We start from the raw sequence: 17,206 nt of genomic DNA, 5'->3' as shown, positions 1-17,206 counted from the left end.
TTCTACTTGTCGTTTCCCGGCCATTCTGCTCGCGCGCTCGTCATGACGCACGCCAGGTTACCAGGATTCATTGTAGAAATGTGGGTAATTGAAAGATTTCGTCAAATGTAAACAGACCCTAGTAATTTGCCTGACTGCGACCACTGGCTTCGCGGCCGGGCTGACGGCGGCCGGCGGTTGGGACGGCGTGATCGTGCGGGCAGTGAAATTGTAGCGATCTCTACCGCCCCGCATTCAACTTGCGCCACAGCGTCGTCTTGCTGATGCCCAATGCGGCGCAAGCCGCATCGCGATCACCGTCGTGAACCGCGAGCACCGCGCGGATTTCATCGGCTTCGACATGACGGCTGCGCTCGCGCAGCGTCAGCGCCGCCGGCTTCGCGCGCGCGATGGGCTCGACGACTTCCGGCGCGATCGCGCGCAGCATGTCGCGCGTGACGAGCGCCGCACTCGCATCGGTGTCCGCATCGCCATCGGCGAGTTCAACCACGATCCGCTCGATCACGTTCTGCAACTCGCGCACATTGCCCGGCCACGCATAGCGCCGCAACGCCGCGCCCAAACCCTCCAGCATGCGAGCGGCGGTCTGCGCGTCGGGCACGCGCGCCGCCAGCCTCGGCTCGCGCGCGGCCGCCTGGCGCAACAGTTCGGCGGCGAGCGGCAGCAGGTCGTTCGGCCGCTCGCGCAGCGGCGGTAGCGCGATGCTGAGGATGTTGAGCCGGTAGTACAGATCGGTACGGAAACTGCCGGCTGCGACGGCGTCGGTCAGCGCGCGATGCGTCGCCGCGACGATGCGGATATCGACGCGCATCGGCTCCGTCGATCCGAGCCGCACCACCTCGCGCTCCTGCAACACGCGCAACAGGCGGCTTTGCAACGGCAACGGCATCTCGCCGATCTCGTCTAGAAACAGCGTGCCGCGATGCGCGACCTCGATCAGCCCCGCCTTGCCGCCCTTGCGCGCGCCGGTGAACGCGCCTTCCTCGTAGCCGAACAGCTCGCTTTCGAGCAGCGCCTCCGGAAACGCGCCGCAATTGATCGCGACGAACGCGAAGTCGCGTCGCGCGCTCAGTTGATGCATGCTCTGCGCGACCATCTCCTTGCCGGTGCCGCTTTCGCCGAGAACCAGCACGGTCGCGTCCGACCTCGCATAACGCACGACGAGCGCGCGCACCCGTTCGATCGATTCCGACGCGCCGACGATATCGTCGAGCCGGTAGCGCGCGGTGAACTGCTGCACGCGTTGACGCGCGCGCAGCGTCCGATCGAGCCGCTCGACCGCGCGCGATTCCTGAAACGTCAGCACGGTGCCCGGCGCCGCGCCGCTGCTTGCGAGCGGCCCGCGATGCACGACATAGCTGGCGCCGCGCACCGTGCAGAAGCTGTCGCCCTCCGCGTCCGGCAGACTGCCCGCGAGGTCGGGCGCGAGTTCGAGCAGCGCGCGCCCGACGGCCTTTGCGGCATCGATACCGAGCACGCTCGCGAGCCGCTGGTTCATCAGTTCGACGCGGCCTTGCGCATCGAGCGCGACCACGCCGTCGCGCAGGTGCTGCAGCAGCGTGTCGAGCCGCTGACGTCGCACCGTTTCGCGGCGCGTCGCCTGCGCGACTTCGAGCGCGGTGTCGAAACCGGCCCGCACCGACGCGCGCGAGTACAGAAACACCGCGCCCATGCCGGCGTTCGCGGCGAGGTCGGTGACCATGCCTGGGCCGACCACGACGTCGATGCCACGATCGCTGAGATCGAGCACGACGCTCTCCGCGTCCTGCGCCGACTGATACGACGCGAACGTGACATCGAGCGCGTACGCGGCGGCGAACCGCCGCACTTCGTCGGGCGTGTCGCCGTGCGTGACGAGCGCGACGCGCGCGCCTTCCCGATGCGCGCGGGCGAGCGCATGCATGACGTCGTAGCCGGTCGGACTGATCCGCACGACCGGCACCGACACGCGCGTCTTCAAATACGCGCCGTTCGAGCCGCCCGCGAGCACGACGTCGGGCCGCGCGGCGCCCGCGGCCTCGATTTCGCGCACCGCGTCTTCGAAGGCGTGCGACACGATGCGAACATCCGCGCGTTCCACGTATTCGCCGGCGATGTCGAAGAACAGATCGCGCAGGCGGCTAATGCTGAGCGCCCAGACGCGCGGACGCTGCGGCGGTTCATAAAGAGGCGTGCTCAAGGCGGACGGCTCGCGACGGGATGGTTCGGGACCTCCATTATGCGAGCATTCATTGCCGATTTGAAATCCGGAGTTTCATTAATGAAATCGAGCATCGGACGGGCTGCGTCATCGCTTCGCCGGACTCCCGCCAAATCAGGCACTTAGCTGGCGGTGAGCGGGCTGGCCCGTTCTTTGCGTACAAGGCAGCCCAGTCGAAGCAATGGCCAAATTCCAACCCTTTCTGGAGACAATCGATGAGCGAAGCAGACAACAGCACGCCGAACGCAGGCGCTTTCAAACCAAAAAAATCCGTCGCGCTGTCGGGCGTGACCGCGGGCAACACCGCGCTGTGCACGGTCGGCAAGACCGGCAACGATCTGCACTATCGCGGCTATGACATTCTCGACATCGCCGAGGCGTGCGAATTCGAGGAGATCGCTTATCTGCTGGTCCACGGCAAGCTGCCGACGCAGGCCGAACTGACCGCGTACAAGACGAAGCTGAAGTCGATGCGCGGCCTGCCCGCCAACGTAAAAGCCGCACTCGAATGGATTCCGGCCGCCGCGCATCCGATGGACGTGATGCGCACCGGCGTGTCGGTGCTCGGCACCGTGCTGCCGGAGAAAGACGATCACAACCTGCCCGGCGCGCGCGATATCGCCGACAAGCTGATGGCTTCGCTCGGCTCGATGCTGCTGTACTGGTATCACTACTCGCACAACGGCAAGCGCATCGAGGTCGAAACCGACGACGATTCGATCGGTGGTCATTTCCTGCATCTGCTGCACGGCGTCGAGCCGTCGAAGGCGTGGGTCGATGCGATGCACGTGTCGCTGAACCTGTATGCGGAGCACGAGTTCAACGCGTCGACGTTCACCGGCCGCGTGATCGCGGGCACGGGCTCGGACATGTACTCGGCGGTCACCGGCGCGATCGGCGCGCTGCGCGGCCCGAAACACGGCGGCGCCAATGAAGCCGCGTTCGAAATCCAGTCGCGTTACCAGACGCCTGACGAAGCCGAAGCCGACATCCGCCGCCGCGTCGAGAACAAGGAAGTCGTGATCGGCTTTGGCCATCCGGTGTACACGATCTCGGACCCACGCAACAAGATCATCAAGGAAGTCGCGAAGAAGTTGTCGAAGGAAGCGGGCAACACGAAACTGTTCTCGATCGCCGAACGGCTCGAATCGGTGATGTGGGACGCGAAGAAGATGTTCCCGAACCTCGACTGGTTCAGCGCGGTGTCGTATCACATGATGGGCGTGCCAACCGCGATGTTCACGCCGCTGTTCGTGATCTCGCGTACGGCAGGATGGAGCGCGCACATCATCGAACAGCGCGTCGACAACAAGATCATCCGTCCGAGCGCGAATTACACCGGTCCGGACGATCTGCCGTTCGTGCCGCTGGCGAAGCGCGTTTGACGCGAGCAGCGAGCTAAACTGCCTGCACTGTCCAACCGGCCGCGCGCGAGAAGCGCCGCCGGACGCCGCCGGCATCCTGTCCGGCGGCCGATAACCGTCCTGTCCCTACGCCATGAATACTGCCAACCGCAAACGCCTTCCGGGCACCAAGCTCGACTTCTTCGATACGCGTGCCGCGGTCGACGCAATCAAATCCGGCGCCTACGACAAGCTGCCGTACACGTCACGCGTGCTCGCCGAAAACCTGGTGCGCCGCTGCGATCCGGTGACGCTGACCGCTTCGCTGAAACAGATCATCGAGCGCAAGCGCGAACTCGATTTTCCGTGGTTCCCGGCGCGCGTCGTGTGCCACGACATTCTCGGCCAGACCGCGCTCGTCGATCTGGCGGGTCTGCGCGATGCGATCGCCGCGCAAGGCGGCGATCCGGCGCTCGTGAATCCGGTGGTGCCGACGCAACTGGTCGTCGATCACTCGCTGGCCGTTGAGTGCGGCGGTTTCGATCCGGATGCGTTCGCGAAGAATCGCGCGATCGAAGATCGCCGCAACGAAGACCGCTTCCATTTCATCAACTGGACCAAGCGCGCGTTCCGCAACGTCGACGTGATTCCGCCGGGCAACGGCATCCTGCATCAGATCAACCTCGAACGCATGAGCCCGGTCGTGCAGGTGAAGGACGGTGTCGCGTTTCCCGACACGCTGGTCGGCACCGACTCGCATACGCCGATGGTCGATGCGCTCGGCGTCATCGCGATCGGCGTCGGCGGCCTCGAAGCGGAGAGCGTGATGCTCGGCCGCGCGTCATACATGCGGCTGCCTGATATCGTCGGCGTGGAGCTGAGCGGCAAGCCGGGCGAGGGCATTACCGCGACCGACGTGGTTCTGTCGTTGACCGAGTTCTTGCGCAATGAGAAGGTGGTCGGCGCGTACCTCGAGTTTTACGGCGAGGGCGCGGCGAATTTGACGCTGGGCGATCGCGCGACGATCGCGAACATGGCGCCCGAGTTCGGCGCGACTGCCGCGATGTTCTACATCGACGAGCAGACGATCCGCTATCTGAAGCTGACCGGCCGCGACGACGAACTCGTCAAACTCGTGGAAACGTATGCGAAGCAAACCGGCTTGTGGGCCGATACGCTGAAGCACGCCGAATACGAGCGCGTGCTCGAGTTCGATCTGTCGAGCGTGGTGCGCACGCTCGCGGGGCCGTCGAATCCGCATCGCCGCTTGCCGGTGTCGGAGCTGGCCGCGCGCGGCGTCAGCGGCAAGGTCGAGAACGAGCCCGGTCTGATGCCGGACGGCGCGGTGATCATCGCCGCGATCACGAGCTGCACCAACACGAACAATCCGCGCAACATGATTGCGGCGGGCCTCGTCGCACGCAACGCGAATCGGCGCGGACTCGTGCGCAAGCCGTGGGTCAAGAGCTCGCTCGCACCGGGCTCGAAGGCGGTCACGCTATATCTGGAAGAGGCAGGGCTCTTGCCTGAACTCGAACAGCTCGGCTTCGGCGTGGTTGCGTATGCGTGCACGTCGTGCAACGGCATGTCCGGTGCGTTGGACCCGGTGATCCAGAAGGAGGTGATCGAGCGCGATCTGTATGCGACCGCCGTGCTGTCGGGCAACCGCAACTTCGACGGCCGCATCCATCCGTACGCGAAGCAGGCTTTTCTCGCGTCGCCGCCGCTGGTCGTCGCCTATGCGATCGCGGGCACGATCCGCTTCGACATCGAGAAGGACGTACTCGGCGTCGATGCGGACGGTCATGCGGTCACGCTGAAAGATCTGTGGCCGTCGGATGCGGAGATCGATGCGATCGTCGCCGCGAGCGTGAAGCCCGAGCAATTCCGCAAAGTGTATGAACCGATGTTCGCGGTCTCCCCCGACACCGGCGCGAAGGCCAATCCGCTGTACGACTGGCGCGAAGAAAGCACCTATATTCGCCGTCCGCCGTACTGGGAAGGCGCGCTCGCCGGCGAGCGAACGCTGAAGGGTATGCGCGCGTTGGCCGTGCTCGGCGACAACATCACGACGGACCACCTGTCGCCGTCGAACGCGATTCTGCCCGACAGCGCGGCCGGCGAATACCTGACGAAAATGGGCCTGCCCGAAGAGGACTTCAATTCGTACGCGACGCACCGCGGCGATCACTTGACCGCGCAGCGCGCGACCTTCGCGAACCCGACGCTGAAGAACGAGATGGTGGTCGAGAACGGCCAGGTGAAGGCCGGTTCGCTCGCGCGTATCGAGCCCGAGGGCAAGGTCACGCGCATGTGGGAAGCGATCGAAACGTATATGGAGCGCAAGCAGCCGCTGATCGTGATCGCGGGCGCCGACTATGGCCAGGGTTCGTCGCGCGATTGGGCCGCGAAGGGCGTGCGGCTGGCCGGCACTGAAGCGATCGTCGCGGAAGGCTTCGAGCGGATTCACCGCACGAACCTCGTCGGCATGGGCGTGTTGCCGCTCGAATTCAAGCCGGGCGTGAATCGCCTGACGCTCGGCATCGACGGCACCGAAACGTTCGACGTGATCGGCGAGCGCAAGCCGCGCGCCGATCTGACGCTGGTGATTCATCGCCGCAACGGCGAGCGCGTCGAAGTGCCGGTGACGTGCCGGCTCGATACGGCCGAAGAGGGGTCGATCTACGAAGCCGGCGGCGTGCTGCAGCGTTTCGCGCAGGACTTTCTCGAGTCGACCAGAGCGGCGGCTTGACGCGCGTTTTGCAGTGAACGTCACAACAGACCAGGGCGATGCGGCTTGACGGGCCGCGTCGCCCTTCATCAAAGAACATGTCACCTCAGGACACCTTCATGGCCCACCTTCCCCAGATCAAGATTCCGGCCACCTATATGCGCGGCGGCACCAGCAAGGGCGTGTTTTTCCGTCTGCAGGATCTGCCCGAGGCCGCGCAGCGACCGGGCGCCGCGCGCGACGCGCTGCTGATGCGCGTGATAGGCAGTCCCGACCCGTACGGCAAGCAGATCGACGGCATGGGCGGCGCTACGTCGAGCACCAGCAAGACCGTGATCGTTTCGCGCAGCAGCCGGCCCGAGCACGACGTCGATTATCTGTTCGGGCAGGTGTCGATCGACAAGGCGTTCGTCGACTGGAGCGGCAATTGCGGCAACCTGTCGGCCGCGGTGGGACCGTTCGCGATCAGTGCGGGCCTCGTCGATGCGGGCCGCGTGCCGCGTGACGGTGTCGCGATCGTGCGTATCTGGCAGGCCAATATCGGCAAGACGATCGTCGCGCACGTGCCGATGAGCGATGGCGCGGTGCAGGAAACCGGCGACTTCGAGCTCGACGGCGTGACCTTTCCGGCCGCCGAAGTGCCGCTGGAATTCATGGACCCGGCCGCCGACGAAGAGGGCGCGGGCGGCGCGATGTTCCCGACCGGCAACCTCGTCGACGACCTGGAAGTGCCGGGCGTCGGCACGTTGAAGGCGACGATGATCAACGCGGGCATCCCGACGATCTTCGTCGACGCCGAGGCGATCGGCTACAAGGGCACCGAGTTGCAGGACGCGATCAATAGCGACGCGAAGGCGCTCGCGATGTTCGAGACCATTCGCGCCCACGGTGCGCTGCGCATGGGGCTGATCAAACATCTGGACGAGATCGCGACGCGGCAGCACACGCCGAAGGTCGCGTTCGTCGCGAAGCCGGTCGATTACGTGGCGTCGAGCGGCAAGCCGGTGCGCGCGAGCGACGTCGATCTGCTGGTGCGCGCGATGTCGATGGGCAAGCTGCATCACGCGATGATGGGCACGGCGGCGGTCGCGATCGGCACCGCGGCGGCGATCGCGGGCACGCTCGTCAATCAGGCGGCGGGTGGCGGCGAGCGTGAGTCGGTGCGCTTCGGGCATCCGTCGGGCACGTTGCGCGTCGGCGCGCAGGCGAGTCTGCAGGACGGCGAGTGGGTCGTCACGAAGGCGATCATGAGCCGCAGCGCGCGCGTGTTGATGGAGGGGTGGGTCAGGGTACCGCAACAGGGCTGAGGCGGCGCCGATGTCGGTCAACGTCAGCGGCACGGAAGGCTACGCGCAGCAGGCCGAAGCGCTGATCGAACGATGGCGGACGCTGTCGTTCGCCGACCGGCATCGGCCGATTCTCGACTGGATACCGGAGGCGCCGTCGCGGATCGTCGATATCGGCGCGGGCATCGGCACGGATGCCGCCGCGCTCGCGGCGATGGGGCATACGGTGCTCGCCGTCGAACCGGTCGACGCATTGCGCAACGCGGCGCGCGAGCTGCATCCGTCGACGCGCATCGAATGGCTCGACGACAGCCTCCCGGATCTCGCTCTGGCGCTAGCGAAGCCGAAGCGTGCCACCTTCGACGTGGTCATGCTCACTGCCGTCTGGATGCATCTCGATGCGCGGCAGCGCGAACGCGCAATGCCGCGCATTGCGTCGTTGTTGCGCGACGGCGGCGTGTTGATCATGTCGCTGCGGCATGGACCGGTTCCCGCCGGCCGCCGCATGTTCGACGTCACGCCCGATGAGACGATCCGGCTTGCGAGCGAGCAAGGCCTGCGACTCGTGCGCGAGTTGCACACGTCATCCGTTCAACAGGCCAATCGCGATGGCGGCGTGACCTGGACGCGACTCGTGTTCCGGTAACACCACTATTCAAGCGCACCGCATTCGGCCCATTCGCCGATGCGAACCAACGTGTCGTCTACAATGGCCGCTCGAAACGGCCGCTCCCATAACCACGCCCGGCAGCCGACTCAGTCCCGACGCAGAGGAGCCACGATGCAGAAAAGGCTGGACGCCGACGCAACGAATTCCGGCGACGCGGCGCACGACATCGCGCGCGCGAGACGCGCGGTGCTCGTGATCGCGCTTGCGCAACTGCTCGGTACGTCGTTGTGGTTCAGCGCGAACGGCGCGATGCGCGATCTGCAGATCGCCTGGCAACTGAGCGCGTCTGACATCGGCTGGCTGACGAATGCGGTGCAGGCTGGCTTTATCGTCGGGACCTTGCTGTCGGCGACCACCGGACTCGCGGATCGCGTGTCGGCGAGCAAGGTGTTCGCCGTCTGCGGCGTGCTCGGCGCGACCTTGAATGCGCTGTTCGCGCTGTGCAGCAGCGGGCTCGCGTCGGCGCTCGTGTTCCGCTTCGGCGTTGGCGTCGCGCTTGCGGGCATCTATCCGCTCGGCATGAAGCTGCTCGTTACGTGGGACCCGCGCCGCGCCGCGCAGACGCTCGCGTTGCTCGTTGCGATGCTGACGCTCGGCACGGCCTCGGTGCATGCGATTCGTGCGTTGCTGTCGAGCGTGCCGTGGCAAACCGTGGTGCTCACTTCGTCGGGGCTCGCGGTGATCGGCGCGCTGCTGGTGTTCGTGCTCGGCGAAGGGCCGCACGCGCGGCGCTTGGGCAACCGACGCTTCGGATTGTCGGCGGGCGTCGGGCAGGTCGTACGCATCAGCGAGTTTCGCTCGGCCGCGCTCGGCTATTTCGGTCACATGTGGGAGTTGTACGCGTTCTGGACGCTGACACCGCTGCTCGTGCAGCGCGCGTTCGCGAGCGGGGCGCCGGCGACGCCGGGCACCGTCGCGTTGTGGTCGTTCCTGATCATCGCGATCGGTGCGCTCGGCTGCCTGTTCGGCGGCAGGCTCAGCCAGTCGGTCGGCAGCGCACGCACCGCCGCGCTTGCGCTGACGACATCGGGCACGCTGTGCGCGATTTATCCGCTGACAACCGGGCTCGGCACCGCCGCGCAGCTCGGGTTACTACTCGTGTGGGGCATCAGCGTGATTGCCGATTCGCCGCAGTTTTCGGCGCTGTCCGTAAAGGCCTGTCCCGCCGACAAGATCGGCGGCGCGCTGACGCTGCAGAACAGCTTCGGCTTTTTCCTGTCCGCCTGCTCGATCCTGTGGTCGACGAGCGCATTTCACGGGCTCGACGTGCGCGTCGCGTGGCTGCTGCTGCCAGGGCCGATCATCGGTCTGATCGCGATGACGCCGCTGTTGCGCAAGCAGCCACGCTGGTGATGCTCGCGGTGCGTTACTTGCCGCCGTGCTTTTCCTGCCAGCGCAGCATGAACGCGATCTCGTCATGCTGCGCCTTGATGATGTTGCGCGCGAGTCGCTTGATCTCCGGGTCCTTGCCGTATTTCAACTCCGCCTGCGCCATCTCGATCGCGCCCTGGTGATGCGGAATCATGTGCGCGACGAAGTCCCGGTCGGCGTCGCCGGTGTATTCGGGGGCGCTCATGTCATGCATCATGCGCTCGTCGGCGGCCTTGAAGGCTTGCGTCGATGCGCCCGCGTCGGTGTGCGCCGAATCCGGCATCTCCATGCCGGGCATGCCCTGATGTTGCGCGTGAGCGGGCAGTGCCGCCGCCGCGAATGCCAACCCGCCGAACACACAGAGAGCGCGCAACGCGCGAACGTTTTTCATATTGATTTTCCGTTATTGAAGAGATGGCGACGTGATCCGCGCGATTCTAACGGTCACGTCGGACATCGTGTAGCTTCCCACCGTGGTAAGGTCAAGCGAAGGCAAAGCAATGCACGCCTATAATGAAACGCGACCGGATGACCAATCCAGCATCATGGGCAGCATCACTCACTCAACGAGGCTGACAGCATGTACATCGCGATGAACCGCTTCAAGGTGGCGCCTGGCTCCGAGGACGCCTTCGAACATCTGTGGACCACCCGCGACACCCATCTGAAAGAGGTGCCGGGGTTCGTGGAATTTCATTTGCTGAAGGGACCGCGCAAGGACGATCACGTCCTCTATTCGAGCCATACGATCTGGCGCGACCATGGATCGTTCGAGGCATGGACGAAGTCCGACGCGTTTCGTGCCGCGCATCGCAGTGCCGGTAACGAAAACCGCGTGCTGTATCTCGGCCACCCGGAATTCGAAGGCTTCGAAGTCATCCAGACCGTCAAATAGCGCGGTGCTCGCGCGGCGCCTGCATGCCTGTTCGCATTCGCGCGGGCATGGCGCATGCACATCCGACGCGCATCGCGCGTTGACATCGAGCTGCTCACGGCAGCGCACCACTCACCAAGGATCGAAAACATGAAAGCCGTCAGAATCGGTTCGCCCGCCACAGTCGATAGCCTGCAGGTCGTCGACCTCGCCGATCCCGGTCAGCCAGAAGCCGGGCAGATTCGCGTGCGCATTCGCGCCAGTTCGTTGAACTACCACGACTACGGGGTCGTCTGCGGCAATCTGCCGGCCGAAGCGGGCCGCATCCCGATGGCCGATGGCGCGGGCGTCGTCGAAGCGGTCGGCGCAGGCGTGCGCGAATTCAAGGCCGGCGATCACGTCGTGTCTTGCTTCTTCCCACACTGGGAAAACGGTTCGCCCGCGATCGGCGATTTTGCGACCACCCCCGGCGACGGCGTCGACGGCTACGCGCGCGAAGTCGTCGTGCTGCCGAGCCACTACTTCACGCGCGCGCCGGCCGGCTACAGCCACGCCGAAGCGGCGACACTCACAACGGCGGGGCTGACCGCGTGGCGCGCGCTGGTCGTCGATGGTCAGTTGAAGGCAGGCAGCAGCGTGCTCGTGCTCGGCACTGGCGGCGTGTCGATCTTCGGCTTGCAGATGGCGAAGGCGATGGGGGCGTCGGTGATCGCGACGTCGTCGTCGAATGCGAAGCTCGCGAAGCTGCGCGAACTGGGTGCCGACCATACGATCAACTATCGCGACAATCCCGAGTGGGGCAAAGAAGTGCGTCACATCACCAACGGGCGCGGCGTCGATCACGTGGTCGAGGTGGGTGGTCCCGGCACGCTGCCGCAGTCGATCACCGCATGCCGCATCGGCGGGCACATCGCGCTGATCGGCGTGCTGACCGGCCGCGCGGGTCCGGTGCCGACCGCGCATCTGATGGCGCGGCAACAGCGTCTGCAAGGGCTGATCGTCGGCAGCCGGCAGGATCAGATCGATATGGTGCGCGCGCTCGAGATCACGGGCATCAAGCCGGTGATCGACAGCACGTTCGCGCTGGACAAGCTCGCCGACGCGTTCCGGCACGAGGCATCGGGTGCGCACTTCGGCAAGATTTGTGTGGCGATCTGAGGATTCAACGCTCGCGCCCGGCCCGCATGACCCGCGGGATCGCTCTACTCAAATGCGCCTCGCGAGGTCCGCGAAACGGACACTCGTCGCCTCGCAGGCTTGCGTGAACGCTTCGTCGTAACTCGTGAAAAACACCGCGCGCGTCGTGCCGAGCGTTCTGAACAGCTCGGCGAGCACCGCGCGCGCCGACGCGTCGAGTCCGCCGGCCGGTTCGTCGGCGATCAGCACGCGGGTTTCGCCGAGCGCGGCCGCCGTCAGAAACACCTTTTTGCGGCTGCCATACGACATCTGCTCGAAACGTTTGTCCAGATGCGGCGCGAGGCCGAAGCGTCCGGCGAGCGCGAGCACGTCGTCGGTCAGCGCGGTGTGCCGCGCCGCCGCAACTTGCCGCAGATAATCGCGGCCGGTCTGATCGGGCCAGCTCATGCTGTCTTCCGGCACATACGTGAGCAGCGCTTGCGCGGCATGCGGCGCGGCGCGCAGCGAATGACCGCCGAGCCATACGTCGCCGCTGGCGGGTTCGAGCGCGCCGGCGAGGATGGCGAGCAACGTCGATTTGCCGCTGCCGGATTCATCGTTCAACGCGACGCAGCCCGACGTCGCGTCGAAGTGCAGTCCTTCGAACAGGACGCGGTCGCTATAGCGCTTGCTGAGGTTGTCGAATCGAAGCATGGGTTGGCGCGCAGAGGGCGATGTGAACGCGGCGCAGGTTCGCGCCACGCCTCGTGCATGCCGTGCGGGATCTCCGGCACGGCAATTTCGCGCCAGTGTAGCAGCGTGCGCCTGGTTTCTTCGCGCCGTTACGCAGACGTCGGCGTCTCCAGAAAGAACTCCACCATCCGATCACACACGCGTTCGAACATCTGCGTGCCCGTCACGGTCGGGCAACCGCGCGTGCGCGCCGCTTCGATCAGCGGCGTAAGTGGCGGTTTCGTTACGACATCGCCGACAAAAGTCGTGGCCGGCAAGCGCGCGACGTCGATCGGCAACGAATCGCCCGCGCGCATGCCGAGCGGCGACGCGTTGACGACCACGTCATACGTACTCGGGTCGAGGTCGGCCGCCGCACCGCGCGCCGTGCCTCGGCCGAGCGCATTGAGCCGTGCGGTCAGCGAGCCGGTGCGTTTGACGTCGTTGTCGCGCACGTCGAGCGAGCCGACGCCGCGCTGAATCAGCGCATGGCCGATCGCCGAGCCCGCGCCGCCCGCGCCGATCAGCAGCGCGCGCTTGCCCTGTAGTTCACAGCCCGCCGCGACGAGCGCCGCGACGAAGCCGGTGCCGTCGAACATGCCGCCATGCCAGCCGCCGTCGGCGTTGCGGCGCAGCGTGTTGACCGCGCCAAGGAACGCGGCTTCTTCGGCGAGCGTCGCGCAATAGCTCGCCGCGGCGAATTTGTGCGGCACCGTGATGATCACGCCGTCGACGTTGCGCATCGGCACGATGCCCGCGAAAAAAGCCGGCAGACCGGCGGGCGCGACGTGCGCGGGCACCACCAGCGCATCGCGGCCGGCCGAACGCAACGCGGCGGTCACGCCGGTTGGCGAGCGCACCTGCGCAATCGGATCGCCGACGATGAAATACACGCGCGTCGCGCCGCTCAGACCCGCGTCGAGCGACGCCGCGAACGAAGGGGTTTCATCGCGCTGCATAGTCGAACCTCCTGAGTGCAGCGTAGGAAAGAACCGTCGATGCCGCGAACGGGTCCGCGGAGAACCTTCGTTCATCCGCCGGTATTGCCAGCTGATTCCAAAATCCTGACTTAATCGTGGCCTATTTTCGGATCGTTTAGGTCCGTCTAAATGGCGCTTTTGTCAGTAATTGTGACTGATTTTAATTGGGGTGCGGTTAGATATAGACATTTAAAAACACGCGCCGCTTTTTACGCTGATAAACTGTGCGCGGAGTCAAGGCAGCGACGCCCTACGCGCGCTTGCCGCGTCCCCTTCCGGCGTGTCGATGGCTGGATAGACGGTACAAAATGGGCCTTTTCCGCGAATTTGACAGACGCGTACCGCTGGCATACTGCCTTCGGGTAACCCGGCTCACCGGGACGCACAGGTCGTCGTCCTTCTGAATTGTCCTTTGAGCCTCGCCGCGTGGCGCTTCGCCCCAGCCGATTTTCCGCAGACTCCGCCTTCCGATTTCGACAGGTAATTTTGACAGACAGCTTGATTAAGTAAGGGCTTGTTCAAGTCCGCATTTTGGAAATGACTCATGAAGCCGGGAAACAATTCGCTTGGTAAAAAGCGCGCACGCAAAATTGCGGTGGCGGCGGTGGCGGCGCTGATCGCGGTGCTGGTAGGTTGGGGCGTCTGGTATGTCCAGCATCGCGCCGAGCCGCAGGCGCCGGCGCTGAGCGGCATCGCGAGCCAGATGCGTCACGATGCATCCGCGTGGACGCATGCGGAGAAGGATGCGTCGACGATGCTGCGCGACATTCACGACACCAACGTCGCGGCGATCGGCGTGAGTCCCAACGCGATTCTGGTGTCGCTGCGTGACGGCTCGAAGTACTTCGTCACCGATCACAACGCAACCTTCTCGCACGCGCTGCTGCTGGGCGAGCGCTCCGACGCCGCCGCGTATCAGCTCGTATGGCTGCCCGACGTCGACATCCACAGCGACGGCGCACGCTGGACCCAACTGTTCGAACAGTTCCGCGACGCGCTGAGCGTGCTGCTGCCGCTCGCGCTGATCGGCGGCATGGCGTGGTTCATGCGACGCGAGATGAAGGGCGGCGCGAAGCTGCTCAGCGAAACACCGACGCTGCGTTTCGACGACGTGATCGGCGCGAACGAAGCGAAGGCCGCGCTCGCCGACATTCGCGGTTACCTGTCCGATCCGAAGCAGTTCTCGTCGCTTGGCGTGCGCGCGCCGTGCGGCATCCTGATGGTCGGCGCGCCCGGCGTCGGCAAGACGCGGCTCGCTCAGGCGCTGGCCGGCGAATGCGGCGCGAACTTCATTTCGATCACGGGCAGCTATTTCAGTGCGAAGTACTACGGTGTCGGTATCCAGAAGGTGCGGCACCTGTTCGAACTCGCGCGCAAGAACGCGCCGACGGTCATCTTCATCGACGAAGCGGACGGTCTCGCGAAACGAACCGACACCGGCGGTGGTCCGGTCGAAGCCGAAAGCAACCGGATCATCAATCAGCTGCTCGCGGAGATGGACGGCTTCGAGTCGAACGAGGGCGTGATCGTCGTGGCCGCGACCAACCATCCCGACAATCTCGACGAAGCATTGCGCCGTCCCGGCCGTTTCGATCGCACGGTGCAGGTGCGTCTGCCGGATCGCGAGGACCGCGCCAAGATTTTCCGTTTCTACGCGCAGCGGCTGAAGTCGAAAGCGGCGGATATCGACTACGACCAGCTCGCGCGTTTGACGACTGGACTGTCGCCGGCCACCGTCGCGATGGTCGTGAATCAGGCGGGGCTGATCGCGCGCAAGGCGGGCGATAACGAAATCGCCGCGAAGCATTTCATGGAAGCGATCAAGATCGCGCGCATCGGCGACGTGAGCGGCGCCGAGCGCGCGCTCACCGACGACGAGCGCAAGCGGATCGCGGTGCATGAGGCGGGGCACGGTCTGGTCGCCGCGCTGCTTGACACCGGCGTGCTCGAGGAAGTGACCATCCTGCCGCGTGGCGGCGCGCTTGGCGTCGCGCTGATCACGAAGGCGCAGGACAAGCACCTGTACCGCGAAACGGAAATCCGCAACGAAATCCAGGTGCTGCTCGGCGGACGCAACGCGGAGATTCTGATGTTCTCAGAAGCATCGAGCGGCGCCGCGTCGGACTTGCAGGAGGCCTCGCGTATCAGCCTCGACATGGTGTCGAAGTTCGGCTTCAACAGCGACGGCGATCTGTTCAGTCTCGCGGCGCTGCCGTCGCAGTACGCGGGCCTGCAAATGAAGAGCGCAATCGAGCATGCGAATGTGCTGCTCAAGGAGCTCAACGAACTTTGCTACGGGCTACTGCACGCGTACGAGCCGGTACTGCGCGACATCTCGGACCAGTTGCTCGAGCACGAGACCGTACCCGGGGACACCGTTTATCGGCTCATCGCCGAGCACAAGAGCACGCTGAAGATCGTGCACGAGCCTGCGGCGGCTTGACGGGCCAGATGATGCGCTACGCGAAGTCCGACGATCCCGGGTCGGTCGGCCGGTTCGGTCCCGTGGAGTGCGTCAGATGAGGGGCGGCCGGGTGGTGACGCCGAATGATAGCGTGAGGCGGGTAGCCGGATAGATCGGGGACCTGGTTCGATCTTTCAGGCTACGTCGGAAGCGACGTTCTCCGCCGCTTTCAATACCGATTCGCCACGCGTCTTCACTCGCAGAATCGGCGCCTCGATCCACCGCCACGACAGCACCGCAATGCCAAGCGAAATCGCAAACGACGCGACGATGCCAAGCATATGTGCCCACATCGGCACGCTGCCGCCAAACAACGCCTCGGCGTGACGGTTACGCGTCAGATCGGGGATCAGGTTGTGATACAGATAGAAGCCGTAACTGATACGCCCAAGACCGGCGAGCCAACGCGTCTGTAGCAGACCCATCACGGCAGCATTGCGGCAACACGCGATCGAAGCCACCAGCGCCGCGATACCGATCCCGTACGTTGCGCTGATCGCGGTAAACAGCAAGGGATCGTCGAGCACGTTCCACTTCGGCTCGGCCGCGCACAAACCGATCACGACCAGACTCAGCGCGAACAGCGTCAGGCCATGACCGAGCCAGGCACGCACGCGGCCGCGATCGTCCTCGACCACCAGACCACCGATGCCGCCCAACGCGAGCAACCATACATTGCTCAACGGGTGCGTATAGATCGTGATCTCATCCCAATGCGCGGCGCGCATCGCGAACAGCGAGGCAAGGCCTAGCGCCACGATCGCCCAACATGCCGCTCGATGTCGCCGCGTCGCAAGCAGCAGCAAAAGCGGCGCCATGACGAGATAGAACTGCTCCTCGATCGCGAGGCTCCACAAGTGCGAATAGCGGCCCGGCCAGTAGCGCAGCACCGAGCCGATCCAGAAGTTGGACAAATACGCGAAGTGAAACGGCATGCCGCTCGCCAGTTCCGAATTCGCGAGGCCGAATGCCATCAGCACGCACATCACGACGAGCATCAGGTAATAGATCGGAAAGATGCGCACCGTGCGACGAAACAGAAAGCGCCCGAGTTCGGTGCGGAAACGGCTGTCGCCCTCTTCGATGCGCGCGCGCCGCGACGACAGGATGCCGATGATCAGAAAGCCGCTCAGCGCAAAGAAGATCCACACGCCGAGATGCCCGATTTCGCCGATGTCGCCGAAGAGTCGATGTTGCAGAAACACCATCAGCACGGCGATCGCGCGCAATCCATCGAATCCGGCAATTCTGTTTTTCATAAACCTCTATTCGCAAAGCGGCGGAAAAGCACGAAAACATCGTACGGGGAAAAAATGCGAAAAAAATCGCAGCGCGCGTTCGACTATTTATTTTCGAGGCTCGCGTCCATCCATGAAGACGGGTGTCCCTGTTCCGTGCATGAAAAGCCGCAAAACTTTCCGCGTGTTCGCTAAAGACGC

Annotated in this window: 13 protein-coding genes; 8 read left to right on the top strand and 5 right to left on the bottom strand. The window is 64.8% G+C overall.

Annotation, left to right across the window (positions count from 1 at the left end; translation table 11 throughout):
* Positions 1–220 precede the first annotated feature (220 nt).
* Complete coding sequence (gene prpR / locus HDG39_RS28315) at positions 221–2,179, bottom strand: propionate catabolism operon regulatory protein PrpR (protein ID WP_184010662.1); 1,959 nt, start codon at positions 2,177–2,179, stop codon at positions 221–223.
* A 236-nt stretch (positions 2,180–2,415) separates the two neighbouring features.
* Here prpR and prpC point away from each other — a divergent pair, with 236 nt between their 5' ends.
* The 5 genes from prpC to HDG39_RS28290 all read left to right on the top strand — a co-directional run bounded on the left by prpC (position 2,416) and on the right by HDG39_RS28290 (position 9,583).
* On the top strand, positions 2,416–3,585 hold the full coding sequence (prpC, locus tag HDG39_RS28310; protein ID WP_090809234.1) for a bifunctional 2-methylcitrate synthase/citrate synthase: 1,170 nt from the start codon (positions 2,416–2,418) through the stop codon (positions 3,583–3,585).
* Between the two features lie 112 nt (positions 3,586–3,697).
* Positions 3,698–6,295, top strand: coding sequence for a Fe/S-dependent 2-methylisocitrate dehydratase AcnD (gene acnD, locus HDG39_RS28305; protein WP_184010660.1), 2,598 nt, complete (start codon positions 3,698–3,700; stop codon positions 6,293–6,295).
* Between the two features lie 98 nt (positions 6,296–6,393).
* Positions 6,394–7,581, top strand: coding sequence for a 2-methylaconitate cis-trans isomerase PrpF (gene prpF, locus HDG39_RS28300; RefSeq protein WP_184010658.1), 1,188 nt, complete (start codon positions 6,394–6,396; stop codon positions 7,579–7,581).
* A 10-nt stretch (positions 7,582–7,591) separates the two neighbouring features.
* A complete protein-coding gene (locus HDG39_RS28295) occupies positions 7,592–8,206 on the top strand; it encodes a class I SAM-dependent methyltransferase (RefSeq protein ID WP_184010656.1) in 615 nt (204 codons plus the stop codon).
* Positions 8,207–8,341: 135 nt separating this feature from the next.
* The gene (locus HDG39_RS28290) at positions 8,342–9,583 is read left to right on the top strand and encodes an MFS transporter (protein ID WP_184010654.1); all 1,242 of its coding nucleotides are present in this window, start codon (positions 8,342–8,344) and stop codon (positions 9,581–9,583) included.
* A gap of 13 nt (positions 9,584–9,596) precedes the next feature.
* On the opposite strand, the gene copM is transcribed toward HDG39_RS28290, so the two are convergent.
* On the bottom strand, positions 9,597–9,992 hold the full coding sequence (copM, locus tag HDG39_RS28285) for a CopM family metallochaperone (protein WP_184010652.1): 396 nt from the start codon (positions 9,990–9,992) through the stop codon (positions 9,597–9,599).
* Positions 9,993–10,181: 189 nt separating this feature from the next.
* Between copM and hmuQ the strand changes: the two genes are divergently transcribed.
* Positions 10,182–10,496 (top strand): heme-degrading protein HmuQ, encoded by a 315-nt coding sequence (gene hmuQ / locus HDG39_RS28280; RefSeq protein ID WP_018424703.1) that lies wholly within the window; start codon positions 10,182–10,184, stop codon positions 10,494–10,496.
* Positions 10,497–10,625: 129 nt separating this feature from the next.
* Positions 10,626–11,633 (top strand): zinc-dependent alcohol dehydrogenase family protein, encoded by a 1,008-nt coding sequence (locus HDG39_RS28275; RefSeq protein WP_184010650.1) that lies wholly within the window; start codon positions 10,626–10,628, stop codon positions 11,631–11,633.
* A 48-nt stretch (positions 11,634–11,681) separates the two neighbouring features.
* Here the strand turns inward: HDG39_RS28275 and HDG39_RS28270 are convergent, their stop codons facing one another.
* Together HDG39_RS28270 and HDG39_RS28265 are read right to left on the bottom strand one after the other, a co-directional pair.
* Positions 11,682–12,305 (bottom strand): ABC transporter ATP-binding protein, encoded by a 624-nt coding sequence (locus tag HDG39_RS28270; RefSeq protein ID WP_184010648.1) that lies wholly within the window; start codon positions 12,303–12,305, stop codon positions 11,682–11,684.
* A gap of 128 nt (positions 12,306–12,433) precedes the next feature.
* Complete coding sequence (locus HDG39_RS28265) at positions 12,434–13,282, bottom strand: shikimate dehydrogenase family protein (protein ID WP_184010646.1); 849 nt, start codon at positions 13,280–13,282, stop codon at positions 12,434–12,436.
* A gap of 565 nt (positions 13,283–13,847) precedes the next feature.
* Between HDG39_RS28265 and HDG39_RS28260 the strand changes: the two genes are divergently transcribed.
* Positions 13,848–15,746 (top strand): ATP-dependent metallopeptidase FtsH/Yme1/Tma family protein, encoded by a 1,899-nt coding sequence (locus HDG39_RS28260; RefSeq protein WP_184010644.1) that lies wholly within the window; start codon positions 13,848–13,850, stop codon positions 15,744–15,746.
* A 155-nt stretch (positions 15,747–15,901) separates the two neighbouring features.
* Here HDG39_RS28260 and HDG39_RS28255 read toward each other — a convergent pair whose 3' ends face one another.
* Entirely contained in the window at positions 15,902–17,026 is a 1,125-nt protein-coding gene (locus HDG39_RS28255; protein ID WP_184010642.1) for an acyltransferase family protein, read from the bottom strand.
* Positions 17,027–17,206: the final 180 nt, after the last annotated feature.

The sequence above is a fragment of the Paraburkholderia lebeckiae genome (genome assembly GCF_014201005.1).
GTDB classification, from domain to species: Bacteria; Pseudomonadota; Gammaproteobacteria; order Burkholderiales; family Burkholderiaceae; genus Paraburkholderia; species Paraburkholderia tuberum.
This window is presented reverse-complemented; position numbering and strand designations above follow the sequence as displayed.